This is a genomic window from Zobellella taiwanensis (assembly GCF_003012795.1).
GTDB classification, from domain to species: Bacteria; Pseudomonadota; Gammaproteobacteria; order Enterobacterales; family Aeromonadaceae; genus Oceanimonas; species Oceanimonas taiwanensis.
On the sequence record NZ_PXYH01000004.1, the window covers coordinates 21869 to 42268 of the forward strand.

General features: G+C 64.8%; 23 protein-coding genes. 10 read left to right on the top strand and 13 right to left on the bottom strand.

Going from position 1 to position 20400, the window contains the following annotated elements:
* Positions 1-189: 189 nt before the first annotated feature.
* Genes C7I36_RS03725 through rlmM form a run of 4 tightly spaced genes read left to right on the top strand, consistent with a single transcriptional unit; the run spans position 190 to position 3173 of the window.
* Entirely contained in the window at positions 190-1101 is a 912-nt protein-coding gene (locus C7I36_RS03725) for a transcriptional regulator GcvA (protein ID WP_106452391.1), read from the top strand.
* The gene (locus tag C7I36_RS03730) at positions 1098-1709 is read left to right on the top strand and encodes an alpha/beta family hydrolase (RefSeq protein WP_106452392.1); all 612 of its coding nucleotides are present in this window, start codon (positions 1098-1100) and stop codon (positions 1707-1709) included. Before C7I36_RS03725 ends, C7I36_RS03730 begins: the two co-directional genes overlap by 4 nt.
* Positions 1699-2082, top strand: coding sequence for a DUF423 domain-containing protein (locus C7I36_RS03735; protein WP_106452393.1), 384 nt, complete (start codon positions 1699-1701; stop codon positions 2080-2082). The genes C7I36_RS03730 and C7I36_RS03735 overlap by 11 nt, the downstream gene beginning before the upstream one ends.
* A complete protein-coding gene (rlmM, locus tag C7I36_RS03740) occupies positions 2082-3173 on the top strand; it encodes a 23S rRNA (cytidine(2498)-2'-O)-methyltransferase RlmM (RefSeq protein WP_106452394.1) in 1092 nt (363 codons plus the stop codon). The genes C7I36_RS03735 and rlmM overlap by 1 nt, the downstream gene beginning before the upstream one ends.
* 90 nt (positions 3174-3263) lie before the next feature.
* Here rlmM and C7I36_RS03745 read toward each other — a convergent pair whose 3' ends face one another.
* The 6 genes from C7I36_RS03745 to queF all read right to left on the bottom strand — a co-directional run bounded on the left by C7I36_RS03745 (position 3264) and on the right by queF (position 11261).
* Entirely contained in the window at positions 3264-4271 is a 1008-nt protein-coding gene (locus C7I36_RS03745; RefSeq protein ID WP_106452395.1) for an isocitrate dehydrogenase, read from the bottom strand.
* Between the two features lie 79 nt (positions 4272-4350).
* Entirely contained in the window at positions 4351-5127 is a 777-nt protein-coding gene (gene xni / locus C7I36_RS03750) for a flap endonuclease Xni (RefSeq protein ID WP_106452571.1), read from the bottom strand.
* Positions 5128-5142: 15 nt separating this feature from the next.
* Positions 5143-6498 (bottom strand): nucleotide 5'-monophosphate nucleosidase PpnN, encoded by a 1356-nt coding sequence (gene ppnN, locus C7I36_RS03755; protein ID WP_106452396.1) that lies wholly within the window; start codon positions 6496-6498, stop codon positions 5143-5145.
* A 28-nt stretch (positions 6499-6526) separates the two neighbouring features.
* Positions 6527-8026 (bottom strand): GGDEF domain-containing protein, encoded by a 1500-nt coding sequence (locus C7I36_RS03760; protein ID WP_106452397.1) that lies wholly within the window; start codon positions 8024-8026, stop codon positions 6527-6529.
* Positions 8027-8063: 37 nt separating this feature from the next.
* Positions 8064-10310, bottom strand: a complete 2247-nt coding sequence (locus tag C7I36_RS03765; protein WP_106452398.1) for a tetratricopeptide repeat protein — start codon at positions 10308-10310, stop codon at positions 8064-8066.
* A gap of 99 nt (positions 10311-10409) precedes the next feature.
* Positions 10410-11261: an NADPH-dependent 7-cyano-7-deazaguanine reductase QueF gene (gene queF / locus C7I36_RS03770; RefSeq protein WP_106452399.1), complete on the bottom strand. Its 852-nt coding sequence runs from the start codon at positions 11259-11261 to the stop codon at positions 10410-10412.
* A 73-nt stretch (positions 11262-11334) separates the two neighbouring features.
* Between queF and syd the strand changes: the two genes are divergently transcribed.
* Entirely contained in the window at positions 11335-11874 is a 540-nt protein-coding gene (syd, locus tag C7I36_RS03775; protein WP_106452400.1) for a SecY-interacting protein, read from the top strand.
* Between the two features lie 87 nt (positions 11875-11961).
* On the opposite strand, the gene C7I36_RS03780 is transcribed toward syd, so the two are convergent.
* Genes C7I36_RS03780 through C7I36_RS03800 form a run of 5 tightly spaced genes read right to left on the bottom strand, consistent with a single transcriptional unit; the run spans position 11962 to position 14645 of the window.
* On the bottom strand, positions 11962-12735 hold the full coding sequence (locus C7I36_RS03780) for a Zn-ribbon-containing protein (protein WP_106452401.1): 774 nt from the start codon (positions 12733-12735) through the stop codon (positions 11962-11964).
* Positions 12735-13010: a hypothetical protein gene (locus C7I36_RS03785; RefSeq protein WP_106452402.1), complete on the bottom strand. Its 276-nt coding sequence runs from the start codon at positions 13008-13010 to the stop codon at positions 12735-12737. The genes C7I36_RS03780 and C7I36_RS03785 overlap by 1 nt, the downstream gene beginning before the upstream one ends.
* Positions 13011-13027: 17 nt before the next feature.
* A complete protein-coding gene (locus C7I36_RS03790; protein WP_106452403.1) occupies positions 13028-13255 on the bottom strand; it encodes a DUF2789 domain-containing protein in 228 nt (75 codons plus the stop codon).
* 57 nt (positions 13256-13312) lie between these two features.
* A complete protein-coding gene (locus C7I36_RS03795; RefSeq protein ID WP_106452404.1) occupies positions 13313-13615 on the bottom strand; it encodes a DUF3301 domain-containing protein in 303 nt (100 codons plus the stop codon).
* Positions 13608-14645 carry a DUF3549 family protein gene (locus tag C7I36_RS03800; RefSeq protein ID WP_106452405.1) on the bottom strand — a complete coding sequence of 346 codons (1038 nt, stop codon included), beginning with the start codon at positions 14643-14645 and terminating at the stop codon, positions 13608-13610. The genes C7I36_RS03795 and C7I36_RS03800 overlap by 8 nt, the downstream gene beginning before the upstream one ends.
* An 85-nt stretch (positions 14646-14730) precedes the next feature.
* Between C7I36_RS03800 and C7I36_RS03805 the strand changes: the two genes are divergently transcribed.
* Genes C7I36_RS03805 through C7I36_RS03820 form a run of 4 tightly spaced genes read left to right on the top strand, consistent with a single transcriptional unit; the run spans position 14731 to position 17221 of the window.
* Positions 14731-15066 (top strand): YqcC family protein, encoded by a 336-nt coding sequence (locus C7I36_RS03805; protein WP_106452406.1) that lies wholly within the window; start codon positions 14731-14733, stop codon positions 15064-15066.
* Positions 15063-15851 (top strand): tRNA pseudouridine(65) synthase TruC, encoded by a 789-nt coding sequence (truC, locus tag C7I36_RS03810; protein WP_106452407.1) that lies wholly within the window; start codon positions 15063-15065, stop codon positions 15849-15851. Before C7I36_RS03805 ends, truC begins: the two co-directional genes overlap by 4 nt.
* A 2-nt stretch (positions 15852-15853) precedes the next feature.
* Complete coding sequence (glsB, locus tag C7I36_RS03815) at positions 15854-16768, top strand: glutaminase B (RefSeq protein WP_106452572.1); 915 nt, start codon at positions 15854-15856, stop codon at positions 16766-16768.
* A gap of 12 nt (positions 16769-16780) precedes the next feature.
* Entirely contained in the window at positions 16781-17221 is a 441-nt protein-coding gene (locus C7I36_RS03820; protein ID WP_106452408.1) for a flavodoxin, read from the top strand.
* A gap of 37 nt (positions 17222-17258) precedes the next feature.
* Here C7I36_RS03820 and C7I36_RS03825 read toward each other — a convergent pair whose 3' ends face one another.
* Together C7I36_RS03825 and C7I36_RS03830 are read right to left on the bottom strand one after the other, a co-directional pair.
* Positions 17259-18092 carry a CvfB family protein gene (locus tag C7I36_RS03825; protein ID WP_106452409.1) on the bottom strand — a complete coding sequence of 278 codons (834 nt, stop codon included), beginning with the start codon at positions 18090-18092 and terminating at the stop codon, positions 17259-17261.
* A gap of 42 nt (positions 18093-18134) precedes the next feature.
* Positions 18135-19907 carry an SLC13 family permease gene (locus C7I36_RS03830; RefSeq protein WP_106452410.1) on the bottom strand — a complete coding sequence of 591 codons (1773 nt, stop codon included), beginning with the start codon at positions 19905-19907 and terminating at the stop codon, positions 18135-18137.
* 77 nt (positions 19908-19984) lie between these two features.
* Between C7I36_RS03830 and C7I36_RS03835 the strand changes: the two genes are divergently transcribed.
* A complete protein-coding gene (locus tag C7I36_RS03835) occupies positions 19985-20248 on the top strand; it encodes a DUF3081 domain-containing protein (protein ID WP_106452411.1) in 264 nt (87 codons plus the stop codon).
* Positions 20249-20400 lie beyond the last annotated feature (152 nt).

Below are 20400 nucleotides of genomic sequence, written 5' to 3' on the forward strand. Positions count from 1 at the left end.
GCCTGGATGGAATGATGATAGGGAACGGAACCGGAAAGGGGCCAGTTTAGCAGAGCCGGGGGCGAAACATGAACTGTCCGGCGCCGGCGGCGGTATCACAATTATTCACCGCCGGCCGGTGGCGAGGCTGGCTTGTGCCGGCCCGGCCCCCTATAATCCCCGCCATTAGAAAACCTTATCGAGGTACGGATGTCCCGGCGATTACCCCCGCTCAATGCACTCAAGGCGTTCGAGGCGGCTGCCCGCAACCTGAGCTTTACCCGGGCGGCGGAAGAACTGTTTGTCACCCAGGCCGCCATCAGCCACCAGATCAAGGGGCTGGAAGAGTTTTTGGGCATCAAGCTGTTTCGCCGGCGCAACCGTTCCCTGCTGCTGACCGAGGAAGGCCAGAGCTATTTCCTCGAGATCAAGGATATTTTCTCGGCCATTTCCGACGCCACCGAACGGCTGCTGGCACGCAGTGCCAAGGGCGCGCTCACCGTCAGCCTGCAGCCCAGCTTTGCCATCCAGTGGCTGGTGCCCCGGCTGGTGCGCTTTAGCGAGGCGCACCCGGACATCGACGTGCGCATCAAGGCGGTGGATCTGGACGAGGGCTCGCTCACCGACGATGTGGACGTGGCCATTTATTACGGCAAAGGCAACTGGCCCGGCCTGCGAGCCGACAAGCTGCACGCCGAATACCTGATCCCGGTGTGCTCGCCGATGTTGCTGATGGGCATCAAGCCGCTGAAAACACCGGAAGATCTGACCCGCCATACGCTGTTGCACGACACTTCCCGGCGGGACTGGAAGGCCTGGTTCAAGCAGCTCGATATCCAGGCCGCCAATGTCAACCAGGGCCCCATCTTCAGCCATTCCTCCATGGTGATCCAGGCCGCCATCCACGGCCAGGGGGTGGCCCTGGGGCACAGTGTGCTGACCCAGCCCGAGATCGACGCCGGCCGCCTGGTGTGTCCCTTCGAACAGGTGCTGATGTCGAAAAACGCCTATTATCTGGTGTGCCACGAGTCCCAGGCCTCGCTTGGCAAGATTGCCGCCTTTCGCGAGTGGATGCTGGCGCTGGTGAGCAAGGAAGAAAAACAGAAGGCACTGAACCCATGACCATACTGACCGACGGCCCCGACACGGCCGCCAGCCGGGTATTGCTGGCCCACGGGGCCGGCGCCGGCATGGATCATCCGGTCATGCAGGCCCTGGCCACCGGCCTGGCCTGTGAACACATCCAGGTGATCCGCTTCGAGTTTCCCTATATGCAAAAGACCCGCGCCGACGGGCGCAAGCGGCCGCCGGACCGGGAGCCGGTGCTGCTCGACTGCTGGCGGCGGCAGGCGGCGGACTTTGCCCACCCCAGGCTGTTTCTGGCGGGCAAGTCGATGGGCGGGCGCATGGCCTCGCTGGTGGCGGACGAGCTTTCGCCCCGGGGGCTGATGCTGCTCGGTTTTCCGTTCCATCCGCCGGGCAAACCGGAACGTTTTCGCGGCCAGCACCTGGCCAGTATCGCCACCCCGACCCTGCTGTTGCAGGGCGAGCGGGACAGCTTTGGCGACCGGCAGAGCCTTGCCGGCTACGATCTGGCCGACGGCGTGGAAACCTGCTGGGTACGCGACGGCGACCACGGTTTCAAGCCGCGCAAGGCCGCGGGGATCAGCCTGGAGCAAAACCTGGCGCGGATGGCGGACACCATGAGGAGATTTGTGCTTGCTCACTAAACCGGCGTTTTATCTGGGGGCGCTGTTCGGTCTGACGGCCACCGGCCTCGGGGCCTATGGCGCCCACGGCCTGGCGGCGGCCGGCACCCGGCCTGAACTGGTGGCGGCCTTCAACACTGCAGTGCAGTATCAGTTTTACCACGGCCTGGCATTGCTGGTGACCGCCCTGCTGTTGCGCCAGAAGCCCGGTCCGGCCCTGTACTTTGCCGCGCTCCTGTTTGTGCTTGGCACCCTGCTGTTTTGCGGCAGTATTTATGCCCTGGTGTTGCTTGGCACCAAGGGAATCGGTTTTCTGACTCCCCTGGGGGGAGTCTGTTTTATGGCGGCCTGGCTGAGTCTGTTGCTGGCGGGTCGTTCCTGGTTGAGGTCTTGATGAAACAGTTATTGATATATTGCCGCCCCGGATTTGAAAAAGAGGCAGCGGCGGAAATTCAGGACAGGGCGGCGGCCATGGGCTGCCCCGGTTTTGCCCGCGCCAAGGACGACAGCGGCTATGTGGTGTATGAGTGTTATCAGCCGGAAGACGGCGACCTGCTGGCGCGCAAGCTGCCGTTCCGGGAGCTGATCTTCGCCCGCCAGATGCTGGTGGTGTGGGCCGACTTGCAGGATTTGCCGCTGGACGACCGCATCGGCCCCCTGCTGGAGGCAGCCGAGGGCATGCCCCTGTGCGGCGATATCCGGGTGGAAACCCCGGACACCAACGAGGGCAAGGAGCTGTCGCGCTTTTGCCGCAAGTTTACCGTGCCGGTACGCCAGGCGCTGCGCGGCAAGGGCATACTGACCCGGGCCGAGGCCCGCAACCGGCCGACCCTGCACCTGTTTTTCCTGGCCAACAACCGGTTGATGCTGGGCTACTCCTATTCCTACAACCACTCGCCCTTCCACATGGGCATCCCCCGGCTGCGCTTTCCCGCCGATGCGCCCAGCCGCTCCAGCCTCAAGCTGGAGGAGGCCTTCCATGTGTTCATTCCGCGCGAGGAGTGGGAAACCCGGCTCACTTCCGGCCTGCGTGGCGTCGATCTGGGCGCGGCGCCCGGTGGCTGGACCTACCAGCTGGTGGCCAGGGGCATGATGGTGGCGGCCATCGACAACGGCCCCATGGCCCAGAGCCTGATGGACACCGGCCAGGTCAAGCACTACCGGGAAGACGGCTTCAAGTGGCGGCCGAGTCGCAAGAATGTCTACTGGCTGGTGTGCGACATGGTGGAAAAGCCCGCCCGGGTGGTGGCGCTGATGGCCGACTGGCTGGTGAGCGAAGACTGCCAGGAGGCCATTTTCAACCTCAAGCTGCCGATGAAAAAACGCTACGCCGAGGCGGTGCACAACCTGCAGCAACTGCAGGAAAAGCTCGACCAGCTGGGCGGCTTCCAGGTGCAGGCCAAGCAGCTTTACCATGATCGGGAAGAGATCACGGTGCACGTGTTTCAGCCGCGCAAAGTGGCCAAGCTGCAGCCCAAAGCTTAAAACACCGCTGGAAGCGGTAAGAAAAAGCATAAAAAAACGGCGCTGTTTACAGCGCCGTTTTACTTCCGGCTTCTCGCTTTCAGCTAGGTGTTAAAGGTTGGCAATAATGGCCTGGGTAAATTCCGTGGTGCTGGCATGGCCGCCCAGATCCCGGGTGACCGTTTTGCCCTCGGCAATGGTCTTGGCCACAGCCTGGCGGATTTGCGCCGCCTTGTCGGCCATGCCGAGGTGCTCCAGCATCTGGATGGATGCCAGGATCACCGAGCAGGGGTTGGCGATGTTCTGGCCGGCGATGTCCGGCGCCGAGCCGTGCACGGCTTCAAAAATGGCCACGTCCTTGCCGATGTTGGCGCCCGGCGCCATGCCCAGACCACCCACCAGGCCGGCGCACAGATCCGAGAGGATGTCGCCGAACAGGTTGGTGGTGACGATAACGTCGAACCGCTCGGGATACATCACCAGGTTCATGCAGGCGGCGTCCACGATCATCTCGTTGGTCTCGATATCCGGATAGCGCTTGGCTACTTCCCGGGCGACTTCCAGGAACAGGCCTGAGGTGGATTTGAGGATGTTGGCCTTGTGCACTATGGTGACTTTCTTGCGGCCTTCGTTGCGGGCCAGCTCATAGGCGAACACCACGATGCGCTCGGCGCCCTCGCGGGTGATGATGCTCATCGCCTCGGCACTGCTGTTGTCGTCGGCGCGCTTCTGGCCGGCACCCGAATACATGCCCTCGGTATTTTCGCGGATGGTGATGATGTCGATGTTCTCGAACCGGCTCTGGGTGCCTTCGAAGGACACCACAGGGCGGACGTTGGCGTAGAGGTTGAACTTTTTGCGCAGCGAGACGTTGATGGAGGTGAAACCGCCGCCTACCGGGGTGGTCAGGGGGCCTTTGAGGGTGATTTTGTTTTTGGCGATAAGGTCGAGGGTGGCCTGGGGGAGAAGTTCGCCGTGTTTTTCGAGGGCCGTGAGGCCGGCGTCGGCGTAGTCGTAGTGAAAGTCACAACCGGCGTGATCCAGGATTTGCAGGGCGGCGTCGATAATACTGGGACCGATACCATCGCCCGGGATCACGGTAATACTGCGTTTGCTCATGGGCAGCGTTCCGTTATCAGTTATTGGGTAGGGGAAGTTGTTTTGGTCCGGCTTTTATAACATTTTTGGCGCATTTTGCCTATGGCCCTTTAGTCGAATGCGGGTAACGCAGGGCCTGCAGGTTAAAGCCCAGCTCGATATCATCCACTAACCTGACCAGTTGCCTGGCCAGCAATGCGTCGTTTTTATGTTGCTGCACGGTGTTTTGTTCTTTGGAGACCGGGGCCGAGGCCAGCAGGGCGTCCAGGTTGCCGAATTGTTGCAATAGCGCTCTGGCCCGCTTGGGGCCTATGCCCGGCACGCCCTTTATCTGGCTGCCGGACACCCCGGTGAGCGCCCAGTAGTCCACCAGCTGGACCGGTGCCAGGCCGTATTGCCGCCGGACATGTTCCTCGTCCAGCCAGCGCTGGCCGAAATGATCCCACAGCCGGATGCAGGGACCGAGCAGCTGGCAAAATCCCTGATCGGTAGACACTATGGTGGCCTGCCGGCGATGGCGGGCCAGGGTCGAGGCCAGGGTGGCCACCAGGTCATCCGCCTCCTCGGTTTCCGACAGCAACGCTTCCACGCCCAGGCGCAGCAGGCTCTGCTGCAGTTCGCCGAGGTGGCCTGCCAGATCCTCCGGCATGGGCGAGCGGTTGCCCTTGTAGTCGGGATAAAGCCGGTGGCGAAAGCCGACGGGAGCGCCGTCGAACACCGCCACCACATGGCTTGGGCGAAACTGGCCGAGCAGCTTGTGCACCCCGTGCTCCAGCGCCGCGCCGGTGGCGGCGAGCCGGGCCGGCGACTCGGGGTGGCGCCCCTGCTGCACCGCGTACAGCCGGCGGATCAGGTTGAGGGCATCCAGGATCAGCAACTGCACCCGTTGTCCTCAGCGGTTGATGCGGTAGCAGGGCACATAGGCGGTGCCGGGCAGTTTCATCCGCTGCTGTGCGACGAACTGCTGCAACAGTTTGTCCATCATTTTCATCAGCTTGGGATCGCCGTTGATCAGGAAGGGGCCCTTTTTCTCGATGGCGTGGATGCCCCCTTCCTTGACGTTGCCGGCGACAATGCCCGAAAAGGCCCGGCGCAGGTTGGCGGCGAGCTGCTGGGACGGCTGCTCCCAGTGCAGGTTGAGGTTGGCCATGCTGTCGTGGTCGGGCACAAAGGGCAGCTGGAACTCGGGCTCTATCTTGAGCGACCAGTTGAAGGAGTAGGCGTCGCCCACCGACTTGCGGTAATCCCGGATCAGCGGCATGGCGCCCTTCATGCGGCGGGCCACTTCCGCCGGATCATCGATGATGATCTGGTACAGGGACTGGGCGTCGGATCCTAAGGTGGCGCCGATGAACTCATCCACGCTGCGGAAGTAGTTGGCGCTTTCCTTGGGGCCGGTAAGCACGATGGGGATGGGCTGGCTACGGTTTTCCGGGTGCAGCATGATGCCGAGCAGGTAGAGAATTTCCTCGGCGGTGCCCACCCCGCCGGGAAAGATGATGATGCCGTGGCCCAGGCGGACAAAGGCTTCCAGGCGCTTTTCGATGTCCGGCAGTATCACCAGCTCGTTGACGATGGGGTTGGGCGGCTCGGCGGCGATGATGGACGGCTCGGTCAGGCCGATGTAGCGGCTGCCGGAGACCCGCTGTTTGGCGTGGCCCACGGCGGCACCCTTCATCGGTCCCTCCATGGCGCCCGGGCCGCAGCCGGTGCAGATGTTGAGCTCGCGCAGGCCCAGCTCGTTGCCCACCTCGCGGGTGTACTGGTATTCCACCGGGTTGATGGAGTGGCCGCCCCAGCACACCACCAGGCTGGGATCGGCGCCGGGATTGACCGCCCGGGCGTTGCGCAGGATGGAGAACACCAGGTCGGTGATATGCAGCGACGACGTCAGGTTGAACTGCCTGACGGTTTGCAGGTGGCTGTTGACATAGATGATGTCGCGCAGCACCGAAAACAGGTGGTCCTGGATGCCGCGAATGATCTCGCCGTCGACGAAGGCGTGGTCGGGTGGATTGAACAGCTCCAGCTTGACCCCGCGCTCGCGGCGGATGACGTTGATGTCGAAGGACTTGTAGCGATCCAGTATTTCCTTGGAACTGTCGGTCTTGCTGCCGGAGTTGAGCACCGCCAGGGCGCAGTTGCGAAACAGCTGGTACAGGTCGCCGGAGGCGGACTGTTTGAGGCGATCGACCTCGATTTGGGACAGCATGCTCATGCTGCCGACCGGATTGATGTGGGTAATCATGATGGATTCCTAATGAATGGGGCGTGGCTCAGTCGATGACGAGCTGATTGCGCCCTGCGTGTTTGGCTCGGTACAGAGCCTGGTCGGCGCGCTCCAGGGCTGAAGTGGTGCTGTCCCCCGCCCGCAGCAGGGTGGCACCGATGGAGGCGGTGATGGTAACGCGCTCTTCCTTGAAACGAAACGGTATCTTTCTGATCTCCTCGCGCAGGGTTTCCAGCGGCCGGTTGAGGTGTTCGCCGGAGACATTGAGCAGCAGGATGACGAATTCCTCGCCGCCGAAGCGGGCCACGAAATCGGTCTCGCGCAGGGACTTTTTGATGGTCCGGGCAATCAGCCGCAGCGCCTTGTCGCCCGCCAGGTGGCCGAAGCGGTCGTTGATTTCCTTGAAATAGTCGATATCGAGCAGGGCGATGGCCAGGGGCTCCCGGTAGCGCAGCCAGCGCCGGTATTCCAGCTCCAGCCGTTCGTTCATGGCCGCCCGGTTGTAGATCTGGGTCAGGCTGTCGATGAACAGTTTTTCATTTTGGGTGGTGAGGCGCTGGCGGTACTGCTCGGCTTCCTCCTTCAGCTCGGTGAGCTGCTGCTCCATGGCATCAAGCCGGTCGAGCAGCGACTGCTCCCGTTCCTGCAGCCGCTGGTGCTGGTCCAGGATATGGCTGATGCTGCGCAGCCGGGGCTCGATCTCGGCCTGCAGGGCGGCGTCACTCTGGCCCACCAGGTGCTCGCCGATGGCCCTGAGCTCGCCGGCGATATGGTGGCCGTGGTGGGCGCGGGCATCGAACAGGGCCTGGCCCTCGCTCAGGGAGATGGCAAAGTGGTGGTGCATGTCGCCCAGGCTGCCGTTGAGCCGGGTCAGAAATCGGGTCGACTGCTGGCGCTCCTGGCGGCAGCCCTCGATGACCAGCTCGATCAGGCGCAGGCACAGTGCCGGCAGGGTGTCGGGCCTGGGCTTGTCGAGCAGCCGGCTCTGGATGGCGGTCAGCTCGGCGCCCACCTCGCCGGTAAAATGCAGCTCGTCGATCAATTGCTGCAGCTTGTAGCACAGCTCGTGGTGCAGGTCCGGCTCGGCCGGCGGCGCGGCGCACTGGGCCAGGGCCTGGCCATAGCACTCGAACAGGGACCAGACTCGTCCCGGGTAGCCGTGATGCTCGAGCGACTCCAGCTCCTGCACCAGGCTCGCCGAGGCGGGCGGCGCACAGGCCGCCAGTTGCAGCCGGCGGGCGGCCTGTAGCAGTTGCTCGCCGCCCAACTGCTGCAGCTGGTCAAACCGGCGCTGGCAGCGGCGCAACCGCGCCAGTTGCTGCTCCAGGGTGGCGGCCAGTTGGGGCAGGACGGGCAGGGCATCCGGTTCCGGCTCCTGGCGCGCGCGCGCATTGCCGGCAAACAGCCTGTGCCACTGGCCCAAAAGATGGCCGCTGCCCGGCTCGGGCAGCGGCTCGCCGTGCTGCAAATCGGCCAGTACCCGGTCCAGGGTGTCGATAACGCAGCTCAGCTCCTTCAGGGTCTGTTTGTCTGTCAGGTTGTTCATTATTCACCATTTACCCGAGCGCAGGCGGGACAGTGGATTAATCCGGGACCGCCGGCGCCGGCGCCAGGGCGTGCCAGTCTATGTGCTGTTTGTTGTGCGAACTGTTTACCTTGACCAGTCCCTTCAGGATTGCCTGTATGCAACAGTGGCGAATATCGCCGTTGAAGAAGGCCGCCTGCTGGCAGTCGACCGCCAGCAGTTCGACCCAGGCCGGTTCGCCGGTGCGTTCCGACAGCTGGTGGGCGGCGGCCATGGCCAGGTACAGGATGTCCCCCAGCCGCAGATCGTCCAGCGCATGGGGCGCCTTGGGCAGGAAGGGATGTCCGATAATACCGATGGCCAGGCGCCGATCAAGCTCGAATTCACAGGGGAACTCGGCGAACATCCGCTCCAGCCCCGCCAGGGTCTGCTGCAATTCGGCCACCTGGCGCTGGGAAATCACGTAAATGAACTGGCCTTCGCGCAGGTCGTAGAGCCGGGCCTTGGGATGGATGCGGCCCCTGAGGTAGTCGCCGAGCCGCTGCTGGATGGCGGCGGCCTGGCCCAGACCGACCCGTTCGCTGAGATCGGTCATGAAGGGCACGTGCAGCAGCAGGTAGTAGATCTTGTCGTTGAAGGGGCGTGCCTGCTCCTCGTTCAGGTACCATTGTTCGGAGCGCTGCTGGCGCTTGGCCATTTCCTGGGGCAGGCGCAGCATCAACTGGCGCCAGTTGGGCAGGCCGGTGCGCGATTCGAGCAGCAGGGTACGCTGCAATTCCTCGTTCTGGCGCTGCAGGCGGCGGCTGCGCAGCAGGTTGCGCAACAGGCCGTAAATCAGCAGGGGCGTGAGCAGGCTCAGGCTGGTGGCGAGCAGGGCGAAGCGCTGACGATCCTGCTGCAACTGTTCGCCGTGGCGGGCCAGCTCGGTCAGTTCGCGCTCCTGCTGCAGCTGCAGTTCGTTGTCCTGCACCAGACTCTGGGTCAGTAGCCGGTTGAGCTTAGAGGCCCGCTCAAAGTAGGCGTGGAAGGCCTTTTGGTGGCTCAGGGCCTGGATCGGGTTGCCGCTGGTCTCGAACAGGCGGGCCAGCAGGCGGTGGCTTTCGATCAGTCGGGGCACGTCATCCCGCTGCTGGGCCAGGCCGAGGGCGCGTTCCAGCTGCAACAGCGCCAGCCCGGGCTCGCCCAGCTCCAGATGCAGGCGGCCAAGCTGGAGCAGGGCGTCGGTCTGGCGGGCCAGATCGCCGCCGTGCTCAAAGCCGCCGCGGGCCAGGTCGAGGTAATGGCGGGCCTCGCCGAAGTTGCCCAGTTGCAGGTAGGACTGGCCTATCTCCAGGTAAAGGCGCGCCATCAGGGCGCTGTCGCCCTGGATCTTGACCAGGTCGAGGGCGTTGAAAAAATAGACCAGCGCCAGGTTGGCGTCGTTGCCGGCGCGGGTAACCCGGCCGAGGTTGATCAGCGAGCCTATCAGCAGGGGGCTGTTGCCGAGCAGTTCGAATTCGGTGGTGGCCTGGTTGGCGTAGTGCACCGCCCGATCCCCCTGGCCGAGGGCGGCATAAATGGCGGCGGCCTTTTCCGCCGCCATGGCCTTCAGGTAGTACTGGCGGCGCTGGCCGAGCAGGTTCAGGGTTTCAACGAAGTGGGACAGCGCCAGCTCATCCTGCTGCAGCAACTGGTAATATTCGCCGAGCAGGAAGTTGGCCCAGGCCTGACGCGGCCCGTCGCCCTGTTGCAGGGCCTGCAGTCGGATTTGCTCGAAGCCCTGCCGGGCCTGGTCGAAGCGGTGCAGGTGGAGTTGGGTGAAGGCCTGCAGCAGTTGCAGGTCGCCCTGCAGGCGGGTGTCGGCGGGCAGTCCGTCGGCGGCCTGCTCGAGCAGGGCGGCGGCCTGCTCCGGACGCTGCCCGGCCAGCGCCAGCTTGGCCTTGATCAGCAGGCTGGCGGCCAGGATATCGTGCTGGGAGTGGCGCCTGGCCAGGGCGATGGCCTGGTTGATGCTGACGTCTGCCGGCAGCAGCAGGCCTTCGTTGGCCTGGCACAGGGCCTGCAGTTGCCAGGCGGCGAAGGTCTGTTCCCGGGTGCGGTAGCGCCGGGCCTGCTCCAGGTGGTCGAAATCCTGGCGGGAACTGATCATCTGCACCGGATCCGCTTCCTGGCGTTGCAGGAAGTGGTTGGTCAGCGCCACGCATTCGTTGGGGCGGCTGAGCATGAGCTGTCGCGCCCGCAGCAGCTCGGCGGGCTCGGGTTGGTACGACGACAGCGGTGGCGCACCGGCCAGGTGCGACACCAGCACGGCGACAGACAAGATCACGATAACGGTTACCGAAACAAGGCAAAGTAAGGGGCAGTTTACGGAGCCGGCCGGAGGGAGTCCAGTTTCCGCTCGGTGCCGCCTGCCCCTGGCCGAGAATTACTGGCGCGCCAGCCTGACGTTGGCGGCCTTGCCGGCCACATTGCTGCGGTAGGGGTTGATGTCCAGGCCGCCGCGCCGGGTGTAGCGGGCATACACGGTCAGCTCCTTCGGCCGGCAGTGGGTGAGCAGGTCCATGAAGATGCGCTCCACGCACTGTTCGTGGAATTCGTTGTGCTGGCGAAAGGCGACCAGATAACGCAGCAGTGCCTCGCGGCGGATACGCGGGCCCTGGTAGCGGATCATCACACTGCCCCAGTCGGGCTGGCCGGTGACCAGGCAGTTGGACTTGAGCAGGTGGGAATGCAGGGTTTCGTTCACCTCCTCCGGCTCGGTGGCTCCCTGCAGCAGGGCGGCGTCGGGCTGGTAGCGGTCTATGTCGATATCCAGCTGGTCGATGCAGTCGCCCGGCAACAGGCCGAACTGGGCCGGTGCCACTGCCAGCTCGAACAGTTTCACCCCGACCCGGCCCTGGGCGCAGGCGGACAAATCCCGGGTCAACCGCTCGCTGACGTCTTCCAGGCTGTCGAACCGGCTTTGGTTAAAGCTGTTGAGGTAAAGCTTAAAGGATTTGGACTCGATCAGGTTGGCGCTGCTGGCAGGAATGCGCACTTCGCCCATGGCCACCACCGGCTTGCCCCGGGCATTGAGCCAGGACAGCTCGTACAGGTTCCACAGATCCTCGCCGGCAAAGGGCAGGGCGTCCGCCGACAGACCGAGATCGTCGCGGTTCAGGCTGCGCGGCACCGGCTGCAACTGGCCCGGGTCATATTCGCAGACATAGCTGCTCTGCTTGCCGAGGGGCAGGGCGTCCAGCGCCTGGCTCTGTTGGTATTTCTGCTCTGGTGTCATCTGGGGTTCCGGTTGCTAGAATGGGGCATGGATCGCCCTGGCGGGCGGAGCTGCCTTATTGTGAGACTTTAGTATGCAAGATCAAGTCGTGCAGGCGCTGGAAGGCCTGTTCGAGCGTTACCGGCGCCGCTACGGCCGGCCCCTGGCCGAGTACCTGGCGGGGGATGATTCTCCGGCAGCCCTGCCGCCGGCCCATGATGGGCGCATTGGCTGGCGGCCCTTTCGCCGGCCCTCGGCGGGAAGTTTCGACAATGTCGGCCAAGCCCTGGAGATGCCGGTTCATCCGGCCCTGGCGGGGCTGTTCGGCCATTACTTTGCCGGCAACCTGCCACTGTGTTTCAAGGGCCTCTTCCTCACCCTGCTCCAGCCCTGGAACCAGGACGATTTTGAGCGCTTGCAGCAAAACCAGATTGGCCACCAGCTGATGCAGCGCAAGCTGGGCCTGGCGCCGACCTGGTTTATCGCCAGTTGCCGGGACGAACAGCGACTGGTCACCCTGGACAATGCCGGCGGCGCCGTGTGGCTGGAACGGCTGGGCAAGGGCCGGATAGGCGTGCTGGCGCCGGATCTGGCCGGTTTTCTGCGTCGCGCCGAGCCGATGGGCCCGGATTGATACGCACAGGCGCATCGCCAATCCATCCCAGGGCACGAAACGTCTCCCCGTCGCCGGTGGTGGCCGTCTCCCATGCAAAGCCGTGGATCAGGACTTGAAATCCCAGGAAATATTGGACAGCAGCCGGCAGGGGTCGCAGCGGAAGTCGAAAATATCGTGCAGCGGCTCGGCCAGCCGCCAGTCGCCGCCGCAGCCGGGACAGGGGCGTTCCTGCTCTGCGGCCAGGCTGTCGCCGCCCACCCGGTAGAGGTAGTAGTAGGTTGGCACCCGGGTCAGGTATTCGATGCGCTTGGCCAGATCCCGGCCCCGACGGCTGAGCAGGCTGGCGGCGGCGGAAATTTCCGACACCGCGGCGTGTTCCAGGATGGAACCGTTCATCTGCAGTTGATCGCAGGCTTCCCAGTCTTCCTGCCATTTGAGCACCTGCTTGCCATCGCCGTTGGCCACCGCCGGTATCCGGTAAAGGGGGATAGGGGCGAAATGGTCGCCGCAGCGCAGGGGCGAGCAGGTATGCAGGTAGCTGGTGTACAACAGTTGCCAGGCCGGGGTGTGCGCCTCGTCGGTGGTGTCGGAGTTGAGATCCGGGCCGCGCTGGGTGACCTGGGGGCTGGTCAGCCCGACCTGGTGCAGGCGCGTGATGGCCAGCTCCACCTGGCGGCTGTGATGGCGCGGGTGCAGGCTGTCCTGCTCCGGGCAGACCACCCGGCTGGCGAGCCGGCCCTGGTGGATGGTGGTGGGGAACTCCCGGCCGAGGATCTGGCCGTTGTAGCGCAGGGCATCGAGCAACTGGCGCACCGCCGACTCGGCGTCCGCCAGGGACACATCCTGATAACAGTCAAAACCCAGTTCGCAGACCCACATCAGCGTGCCTGCTCCAGTTGCCGTTCCAGCCGGGCCAGCCGGTTTTCGAGCGCCTCGATGCGCGCGCGCAGATCGTCGGCCGGGTCGGCGGCGGGCACGGGCGCCGGGGTGGCCCCGGGCAGGCTGGCCGGCGCCTGTTTATAGCGGCCGATAAGCTGCAGCAGCTCGCTCATGGGAACGGGCCCGGCAAGCCGGGCCCTGACCGCGGCGGTGGTGACGCTTTTGCCTTCGCGCACCAGGCCGTGGATGGCGTTGATGATTTCCTGGTTGGACATCTTGGCTCCCTTGGGGATTATCTCAGGCTGGCATTGAGCTGGTCGATGACCTCGGCCCAGTCCGAGTCGCTTTGCAGCCCTTCTTTGAGAAAACTGGCCTGGGACCGGTTCCAGAAAGGGGCATCCACCAGCTCGACGCCGGCGGGCAGACGGTGGTTGTGCAGAAAGTGTTCAATGCCCTGGTGGCTGGCGTCCAGTCCCAGTTGTTCGAAAAGTTCGCTGAAAGGATGGGTGATATGCTCCATGTTCGCCTCCGTTGTCGGTTGCCTGGCAGGGAGCCTGTCGGCACCCTGTAGTGGTTCTTACAGCATAGGCGATGGTGGCTCGCGCAGCACCGGCAGGGACACCTCCATCACCCGCAGCCCGTGCAGCCACAGCTCGCCTTCGTCGCGCTGCAGGCCGTCGTGGCTGAACTCGAAGCGGAACTGGGCCAGCAGCCGGCCGTTCCGCCAGCGGTAACGATAACGGTATACGCTGAGCAGCTGCAACTGCTGGCGGCGGCAATAGTGGGCGAGCCAGCGGCCGGCGAATTCGCTCTGGCGGCGTACCCGCCAGACCCCGGCGGCCAGCAGCGCCAGGCCAAGCAGCCAGCCGAGCTCAGCCACGGGCCGCCGGGAACAGGCCGCCCAGGGCTTGCCTGAGGGAGGCCGGCAGCTGGGGATTGTGCAGGTTGGCGAGGATCAGCGGGCGCAGCGCGGGAATCGACACCAGCTCGGCGAACAGGCCGTTGAACAGGGCGGGATGGCGCTCGGCGAGCTGTGCCAGGTAGGCCAGCAGCAGTGACTCCTCGGTCAGCTCCTGCCACAGCCGGGCCGCCAGGGTGAGCATCAGGGTCTGGCCCGGGGCCAGCGCCAGCAGGCTGGCAATCTTGTTGCTGCGCCCGGGCGAGGGCGCACTGCCGGCGGTGGCCCTGAGCAGCAGGCCGATACGGGCTTCGTCCGGGTTGGCCCGCTCCAGTTCGCCGCTGATGGCGCCGAGCAGATCCTCGACCAGCCCGGCGGGCAGGGGGTGGTGTTCGCACTGGGCCAGCAGGGCCAGGCGCACGGGCTCCGGCAACCGCCACAGGCTCCGGCGCAGTTGCGCCGCCAGGGCCTCGTCGTCGCCGAGGCGGGCCGCCAGATCGGCCAGGCCCTGCAGGCCCAGTTGTTGCCAGTCACTGCGGGCCGGATCATCGAGGTAGTCGAGCAGGGCCGGATAATAGGCCGAGGGCGGCCGGCCCAGATCCCGACTCAGCCGGGCATGGAAAGCGGCGAGCTTGTCCTGGGGCGGCTGGAAGGTAAAGGGCGTGCCGGCCAGCTGCTGCTGTTGCTGTTCGCTGAGGGGGGCATAAGGCTCCTGGCCGAGCTGCTCGACCAGGGCCGCCAGAAAGTGCTTGACCGCGCCGTTGCTGAGCAGGCCGCGTTCATCCAGGGGGATCTTGAGGAACCAGATATAGGGCTGGCTCAGGCCTGCCCGCTGCCAGTAGGCTACCGCCAGCCAGGCGTGCTGTTGCAGCGGCCAGGGATAGGGCCGTTGGCCCGCTTCTATGGCGGCAAAATCGGCCCGGACCAGGGGTTGCAGCCGGCGGCCGAGATCATAGAGGCGGAAGTCGGTACCGGCCCCGGTCAAAAATTCGCTAAGGGTGTCTATCTGCATCGGCTCCTCCTGTCGACCAGGGCGGATTATAGGGAGTTGGGCGCCAAGATGGTATAGTGGCGCCTGGTTTTACGAGGAGATGCCCATGCCTGCCGACCCCCGTCCGCTGTTGCTCGGGATAGAACGCGAACTCCAGGCCCTGTCCTGGTGGGAGCCGGTGGCGCCGCCGCCCCGGGCGCTGGCCAGCACCCAGCCTTTTTGCATCGACACCCTGAGTTTTCCCCAGTGGCTGCAGTTTGTGCTGCTGCCGCGCCTGCAGGCGTTGCTCGACGCCGGCGCCCCGCTGCCGACCCGCATCGCCGTGTATCCGATGGCGGTGGAAAGCTTTCGCTCCCTGCCCGAGGACACCCGGGCGCTGGAGGACGCCATCGCCCTGCTGGACGAGGCGCTGAGCGGCCGAGCGGTGGAACGGACGTCATGAGCATCGGCATCGTCTACCAGGACGACTGGCTGGTGGCGGTCAACAAGGCGCCCGGACTGTTGGTGCACCGCAGCTGGCTTGACCGGCACGAGACCCGTTTTGCCCTGCAACTGACCCGGGACGCGGTGGGCGGGCACGTTTATGCCGCCCACCGCCTGGACCGGCCCACCTCGGGCCTGCTGTTGTTCGCAAAAAGCCCCGAGGTGGCCCGCAGCCTGGCCGAGATCTTTGCCGAGCGCCGGGTGGAAAAAACCTACCTGGCGCTGGTGCGTGGCTACCTGCCCGAGCAGGGCCGGCTCGATTATCCTTTGGCGCACCGCCTGGACGACATCGCCGATGCCCTGGCCGACCCGGACAAGCCGGCCCAGGAGGCGGTCACCCGCTGGCACAGCCTGGCCCGGGTGGAGCTGCCCTTTGCGGTGTCGAAACAACATGCCACCAGCCGCTACAGCCTGGCGCGGCTGCATCCGGAAACCGGGCGCAAGCACCAGCTGCGCCGCCACCTGGCCCACCTGCGCCATCCCATCGTCGGCGATACCACTCATGGGGACGGGCGCCATAACCGGTTTTTCCGCGAGCGGTTCGGCTGTGGCCGGCTGCTGCTGCATGCCCTGGGATTGGAGCTGCGCCATCCGGTGACGGCGGCGCCCCTGCGCCTGAGCGCGGCTCCCGACCATGACTTTACGGCTCTGTGCGACGAGCTCGGCTGGCGGAATGCGCTCGCCGGGGCGCTGGCGGACAGGGTAGAATCCGGCTTTTCCACCGACCACCGGGCTTTTGCGTGACCGTGACCCTGCAACCGCTGCTTGACCGAATTGAACATCAGGCCCGCCACTACTTCGGCCAGGGCCGGGTGGCCGACTATATCCCGGCCCTGGCCCAGGTGCCCGCCGCACGTTTCGGCATGGCCATCTGTACCACCGAAGGCGAGCTGTACCGCTGTGGTGATGCCGACGAGCCCTTCTCCATCCAGAGTATTTCCAAGGCCTTCACCCTGGCCATGGCCCAGCAGCGCTATGGCGACGAGCTGTGGCGGCGGGTTGGCAAGGAGCCCTCGGGCAATGCCTTCAACTCCCTGGTACAGCTCGAATTCGAACAGGGCATACCGCGCAATCCCTTTATCAACGCCGGTGCCCTGGTGGTGGTGGATGCCCTTTATTCCCGGCTGTCGGCCCCGGTCCACGCGGTGCTGGAAGCCATGCGGCTGCGTGCCGGCAACGGTGTCATTCGCATTGATCACAAGGTGGCGGATTCGGAATACGAACACCGCTTTCGCAACGCCGCCATGGCCAACCTGATGAAGAGCTTCGGCAATTTCCACAACGAGGTGGACGAGGTGTTGCGGGCCTATTTCAGCTACTGCGCGCTGTCCATGAGCTGCGTCGATCTGGCCCGGGCCTTCGGCTTCCTGGCCAATGGCGGCCGCTGCGTGATGACCGGCGAGGCCTGGCTGCCCCGGTTGCAGACCCAGCAGCTCAATGCCCTGCTGTTCACCTCCGGCCTGTACGATGCGGCCGGGGATTTTGCTTACCGGGTGGGCATGCCCGCGAAGTCGGGAGTGGGCGGCGGTATAGTGGCGGTGGTGCCGGGGCGCTTCAGCGTCTGCGTGTGGTCGCCGGAACTCAACAGCTATGGCAACTCGGTGGCGGGCATTTGGGCGCTGGAAGAGCTGTCCCGGGCCCTGGATTTACGACTTTTCTGACAGGAGACAAGCATGGCGGCAATAGAAATTGTGATTGGGACAGTGTATGGCTCGGCGGTAGCGGTGGCGGAAACCCTGGAGCAGGCGCTGACGTCGGCCGGCCATCAGGTACGGTTGCATGAGGACGCTGTCCTCGACGACCTGGACCCGACCCATTTCTGGCTGGTGGTCACCTCCACCACCGGCCAGGGGGATCTGCCTCCCAACCTGGCGCCGCTGTACGAGGAAATGCGTGACCGCTGCCCACCGGTGCCCGGGTTGCGCTATGCCCTGGTGGCGCTCGGCGACAGCAGCTATGAGCAATTCTGCGGCGCCGGCCGGCGCTTCGACGAGTTGCTGCAGGAGCTGCAGGCCCGGCCCCTGGTGCCCCGGCTGGAGGTGGACGCCGGTGAGACCCTGGAGCCGGAAGAACCGGCTCTGGTATGGCTCAAGGGCTGGATGGGAGACATATAAGCTTGAAGCCGGAAGAGGGGGCATTTACGCTTCCGGCTTATTTCTCCGCCACCCGGATGCCGTCTTCTTCAATCCGGATCAGGCCCTTCTTGTAGAGGCCGCCGATGGCCTTTTTGAAGGTACCCTTGCTGATGCCGAACAGGCGGAACAGGGTGTCCGGGTCGGTTTTGTCGCTCACCCGCATGAAACCGCCGGCCTGGGTCAGTTTGTCGAGCACCTTTTGGGCGGCGTCGTCCACCCGGCCCGGCCCCGGCTTGAACAGGGTCAGGTCAATCTTGCCGTCGTCCCTGACCTGTTTGATGTAGCCCTTGATGGCCCGTCCCATGGGCAGGCGCTCGGGCAGCTCCGACTGGTACAGCACGCCCCAGTGGCGACCGTCCACCACCGCCTTGAGGCCAAGGGGAGTGCTGCCGGCGATCAACAGGCTGACCTGGTCACCGGCCCGGTAGCCGGGTTGTTCCCGGCTGAGGAAGGGCTCCAGCTTGCTGCTGGCCACCATGCGGCCTTCATGATCCAGGTAGAGATAGACCACGTAATGGCGGCCTTCGCGCATGGGCTGGGCCTGCTGGCGGGCGGGCACAAAAATGTCCTTTTTCATGCCCCAGTCGAGAAAGGCACCCAGCCGGTTGGTGGTGACCACCTTCAGGGAGGCAAACTGCCCGGCCCTGGCCTTGGGCGCGTCTGTGGTCACTACCGGCGCCAGATCCGCGTCCAGATAGATGAACACGGCCACCTCGTCGCCGGGACCGGCCTGCTCCGGCAACTGGCGGCGGGGCAGGAACAGCTCGCCGTAATCCGCACCGTCCAGCCAGCCGCCCTTGTCGTCCAGGCGCAGCAGGGGCAGGTTGTTGTAGTCGCCAAGCTTGATCATGAATCACCGTCCGGGTAAAAGGCGGATCTTAGCCTGTGCCGGCTACAAAGGCCATATCAGCCGGATCAGGCTCACCGCGGTAATGCCGAGCAGCACCGACAGGGGCAGGCCCAGTTTCCAGTAGTCCTTGAAGGCATAGCCGCCGGGGCCCATTACCAGCAGGTTGGACTGGTGGCCTATGGGGGTCAGGAAGGGCAGGGAGGCGCCGATGGCCACCGCCATCAGGAAGGCATCCGCGGAGACCGCCAGCCCCTGGGCCGTGCTGATGGCGATGGGCGCCATCAGCACGGCGGCGGCGGCATTGTTGATCACGTTCGACAGCAGCATGGAGGCGAACAGGACAAGCCCGAGCAGCCAGAAGGGGGCCAGGCTGTCGCCGTTGGCCAGCATCAGCCGGGCCAGGCTCTGGGCTGCGCCCGTGCTTTCGAGCGCTCCGCCCAGGGGCAGGGTGGCGCCGAGCAGCACTATGATGGGCCAGTCGATGCTGTCGTAGAGTTCGCGCAGGTTGACCAGGCCGGTCAGTACCATGGCGCCGGCACAGGCGGTAAAGGCCACCGGGGCCGAGGCCAGGTTGAAGGCGGTGGCGAGGATGGCCAGCCCGAACAGCGCCAGGGGCAGTGCGACCCGGGTGTCCTTGCCGATGCGCAGGGCCCGCTCCGCCAGGGGATAGCAGCCGAAGCGGGTAAAAATGCCGGACAGGGTATCCTTGTCCCCCTGCAGCAACAGCACGTCGCCCGGCTTGAAGCGGATATTGGCGAGCTCCGGGCGCAGCTTGTGGCCTTCGCGGGCCACCGCCAGCAGGTTGACGCCATAGCCCCTGCGCAGGCGCAAATCGGCGGCGGAACGGCCGATGAGGCGGGAATCGTGGCCGATCACCCCTTCCATCACGCTGATTTCGTTACTGCTGAGAAAGCGTTCGGCCAGTTTTTCGTCGGCGTTGAGTTCCAGGCCGCTGGCGTCGAGAAACAGCTTGAGGGTCTCGGCATCGGCCTTGACCACCAGAATATCTTCCGCCTGCAGCCGCTGGTAGGGCGGCGGCGCCGGCTGGCGGCGGTCGTCACGCACCAGTGCCAGGACGCGCAGCCGGCCTTCGGCCATTTCCTCCAGTTCATGCACCGTCTTGTTGAGGCCGTTGGCCTTGTCCGGGGCGTAGAGTTCGGTCAGGTATTCGGCGATGTCGTACAGGCTGTCGCTCTTGCGGCTGCCGCCCCGATCGGGCACCAGCCAGCGTCCGGCCAGCCAGATAAAAACCAGGCCCGCCAGGGCCACACCCAGGCCGACCGGGGTGAAGTCGAACAACTGGAAGGGTTCGCCGCCGAGGTCGCGGCGAAAGTTGGCGATGATGATATTGGGCGGAGTGCCGATCAGGGTCAGGCAGCCGCCGAGCAGGGAGCCGAAGGCCATCGGCATCAGCAGTTTGGAGACGGGATTGCCGCTGCTGCGGCCCAGCTTGAGGGCGATGGGGATCATGATGGCCATGGCGCCCACGTTGTTCATGAAAGCGGAGCACAGGGTCGTCACCGAGGTCAGTGCCACCAGTTGAACAAAGGGGCTGTTACCGACCCGCCCGATCAACGCGGCCAGGGCGTCGACCACGCCGGCGCTCCACAGGGCATGGCTGATAACGAGCACCGCCGCCACCGTGATCACGGCCGGATTGCCGAAACCGCTGAATACCTGGTCGTCGGGCACCACCCCGGTCAGGGCTGCGGCCAGCAGGGCGGCCACGGCCACCAGATCGTAGCGCCACTTGTCGAGTATAAACAGCACCAGGGCCACCAGCAGGATGCCGCCAATCGTCCATTGTTCTACCATAATTAACTCGAATACTCGGTGCCTGTTGGAGCCATCTTAGGTGTAAAACCGGCAATTGGCCATGAGGGGAAACACGCATGCACAATGAACTGGATAACAAGGTAATACTGGATGTGTTCGATAAAATTCAGCGTTTGGGGGAGCCCCACGAGGACGGCCGGCGGCTGGAGGGGATAGTGGCACGCAGCGATTTCGACGGTTACAGCATCACCCTGTCGGGCAGCGGAGTCAGCCTGCAGCTGAATTTCCACCAGAGCTATCATTTCGACTATGCCAGCGACAGGCTCAAGGAGCAGTTCATGGCCAAAATCGATTATATCCACCGAAACTTCAATGGCTGAGCGGTCCCCTGCTCCACCGGCGTTGCCGCCTCTGATCCGCATGGCCGGCGACCGGTTCGGCGGATCCTAATAGTGCGACATCGGCCGGGTCCCGCACACAGACACGCCGTGAACCCACCCCTGGGGCTCCACCGCGCCGATGTCGCGGAGGG

Bases quoted from the DNA above. Each gene is read 5' to 3' on its own strand.
- rlmM (WP_106452394.1), top strand. From the start codon at position 2,082: ATGAAACAGTTATTGATATATTGCCGCCCCGGATTTGAAAAAGAGGCA.
- C7I36_RS03730 (WP_106452392.1), top strand. From the start codon at position 1,098: ATGACCATACTGACCGACGGCCCCGACACGGCCGCCAGCCGGGTATTG.
- C7I36_RS03785 (WP_106452402.1), bottom strand. From the start codon at position 13,010: ATGTCCAACCAGGAAATCATCAACGCCATCCACGGCCTGGTGCGCGAA.
- C7I36_RS03790 (WP_106452403.1), bottom strand. From the start codon at position 13,255: ATGGAGCATATCACCCATCCTTTCAGCGAACTTTTCGAACAACTGGGA.
- C7I36_RS03835 (WP_106452411.1), top strand. From the start codon at position 19,985: ATGCACAATGAACTGGATAACAAGGTAATACTGGATGTGTTCGATAAA.
- C7I36_RS03800 (WP_106452405.1), bottom strand. From the start codon at position 14,645: ATGCAGATAGACACCCTTAGCGAATTTTTGACCGGGGCCGGTACCGAC.
- C7I36_RS03820 (WP_106452408.1), top strand. From the start codon at position 16,781: ATGGCGGCAATAGAAATTGTGATTGGGACAGTGTATGGCTCGGCGGTA.
- ppnN (WP_106452396.1), bottom strand. From the start codon at position 6,498: ATGATTACCCACATCAATCCGGTCGGCAGCATGAGCATGCTGTCCCAA.
- truC (WP_106452407.1), top strand. From the start codon at position 15,063: ATGAGCATCGGCATCGTCTACCAGGACGACTGGCTGGTGGCGGTCAAC.
- queF (WP_106452399.1), bottom strand. From the start codon at position 11,261: ATGACACCAGAGCAGAAATACCAACAGAGCCAGGCGCTGGACGCCCTG.
- C7I36_RS03760 (WP_106452397.1), bottom strand. From the start codon at position 8,026: ATGAACAACCTGACAGACAAACAGACCCTGAAGGAGCTGAGCTGCGTT.
- C7I36_RS03805 (WP_106452406.1), top strand. From the start codon at position 14,731: ATGCCTGCCGACCCCCGTCCGCTGTTGCTCGGGATAGAACGCGAACTC.
- C7I36_RS03745 (WP_106452395.1), bottom strand. From the start codon at position 4,271: ATGAGCAAACGCAGTATTACCGTGATCCCGGGCGATGGTATCGGTCCC.
- C7I36_RS03830 (WP_106452410.1), bottom strand. From the start codon at position 19,907: ATGGTAGAACAATGGACGATTGGCGGCATCCTGCTGGTGGCCCTGGTG.
- C7I36_RS03780 (WP_106452401.1), bottom strand. From the start codon at position 12,735: ATGTGGGTCTGCGAACTGGGTTTTGACTGTTATCAGGATGTGTCCCTG.
- C7I36_RS03725 (WP_106452391.1), top strand. From the start codon at position 190: ATGTCCCGGCGATTACCCCCGCTCAATGCACTCAAGGCGTTCGAGGCG.
- syd (WP_106452400.1), top strand. From the start codon at position 11,335: ATGCAAGATCAAGTCGTGCAGGCGCTGGAAGGCCTGTTCGAGCGTTAC.
- C7I36_RS03825 (WP_106452409.1), bottom strand. From the start codon at position 18,092: ATGATCAAGCTTGGCGACTACAACAACCTGCCCCTGCTGCGCCTGGAC.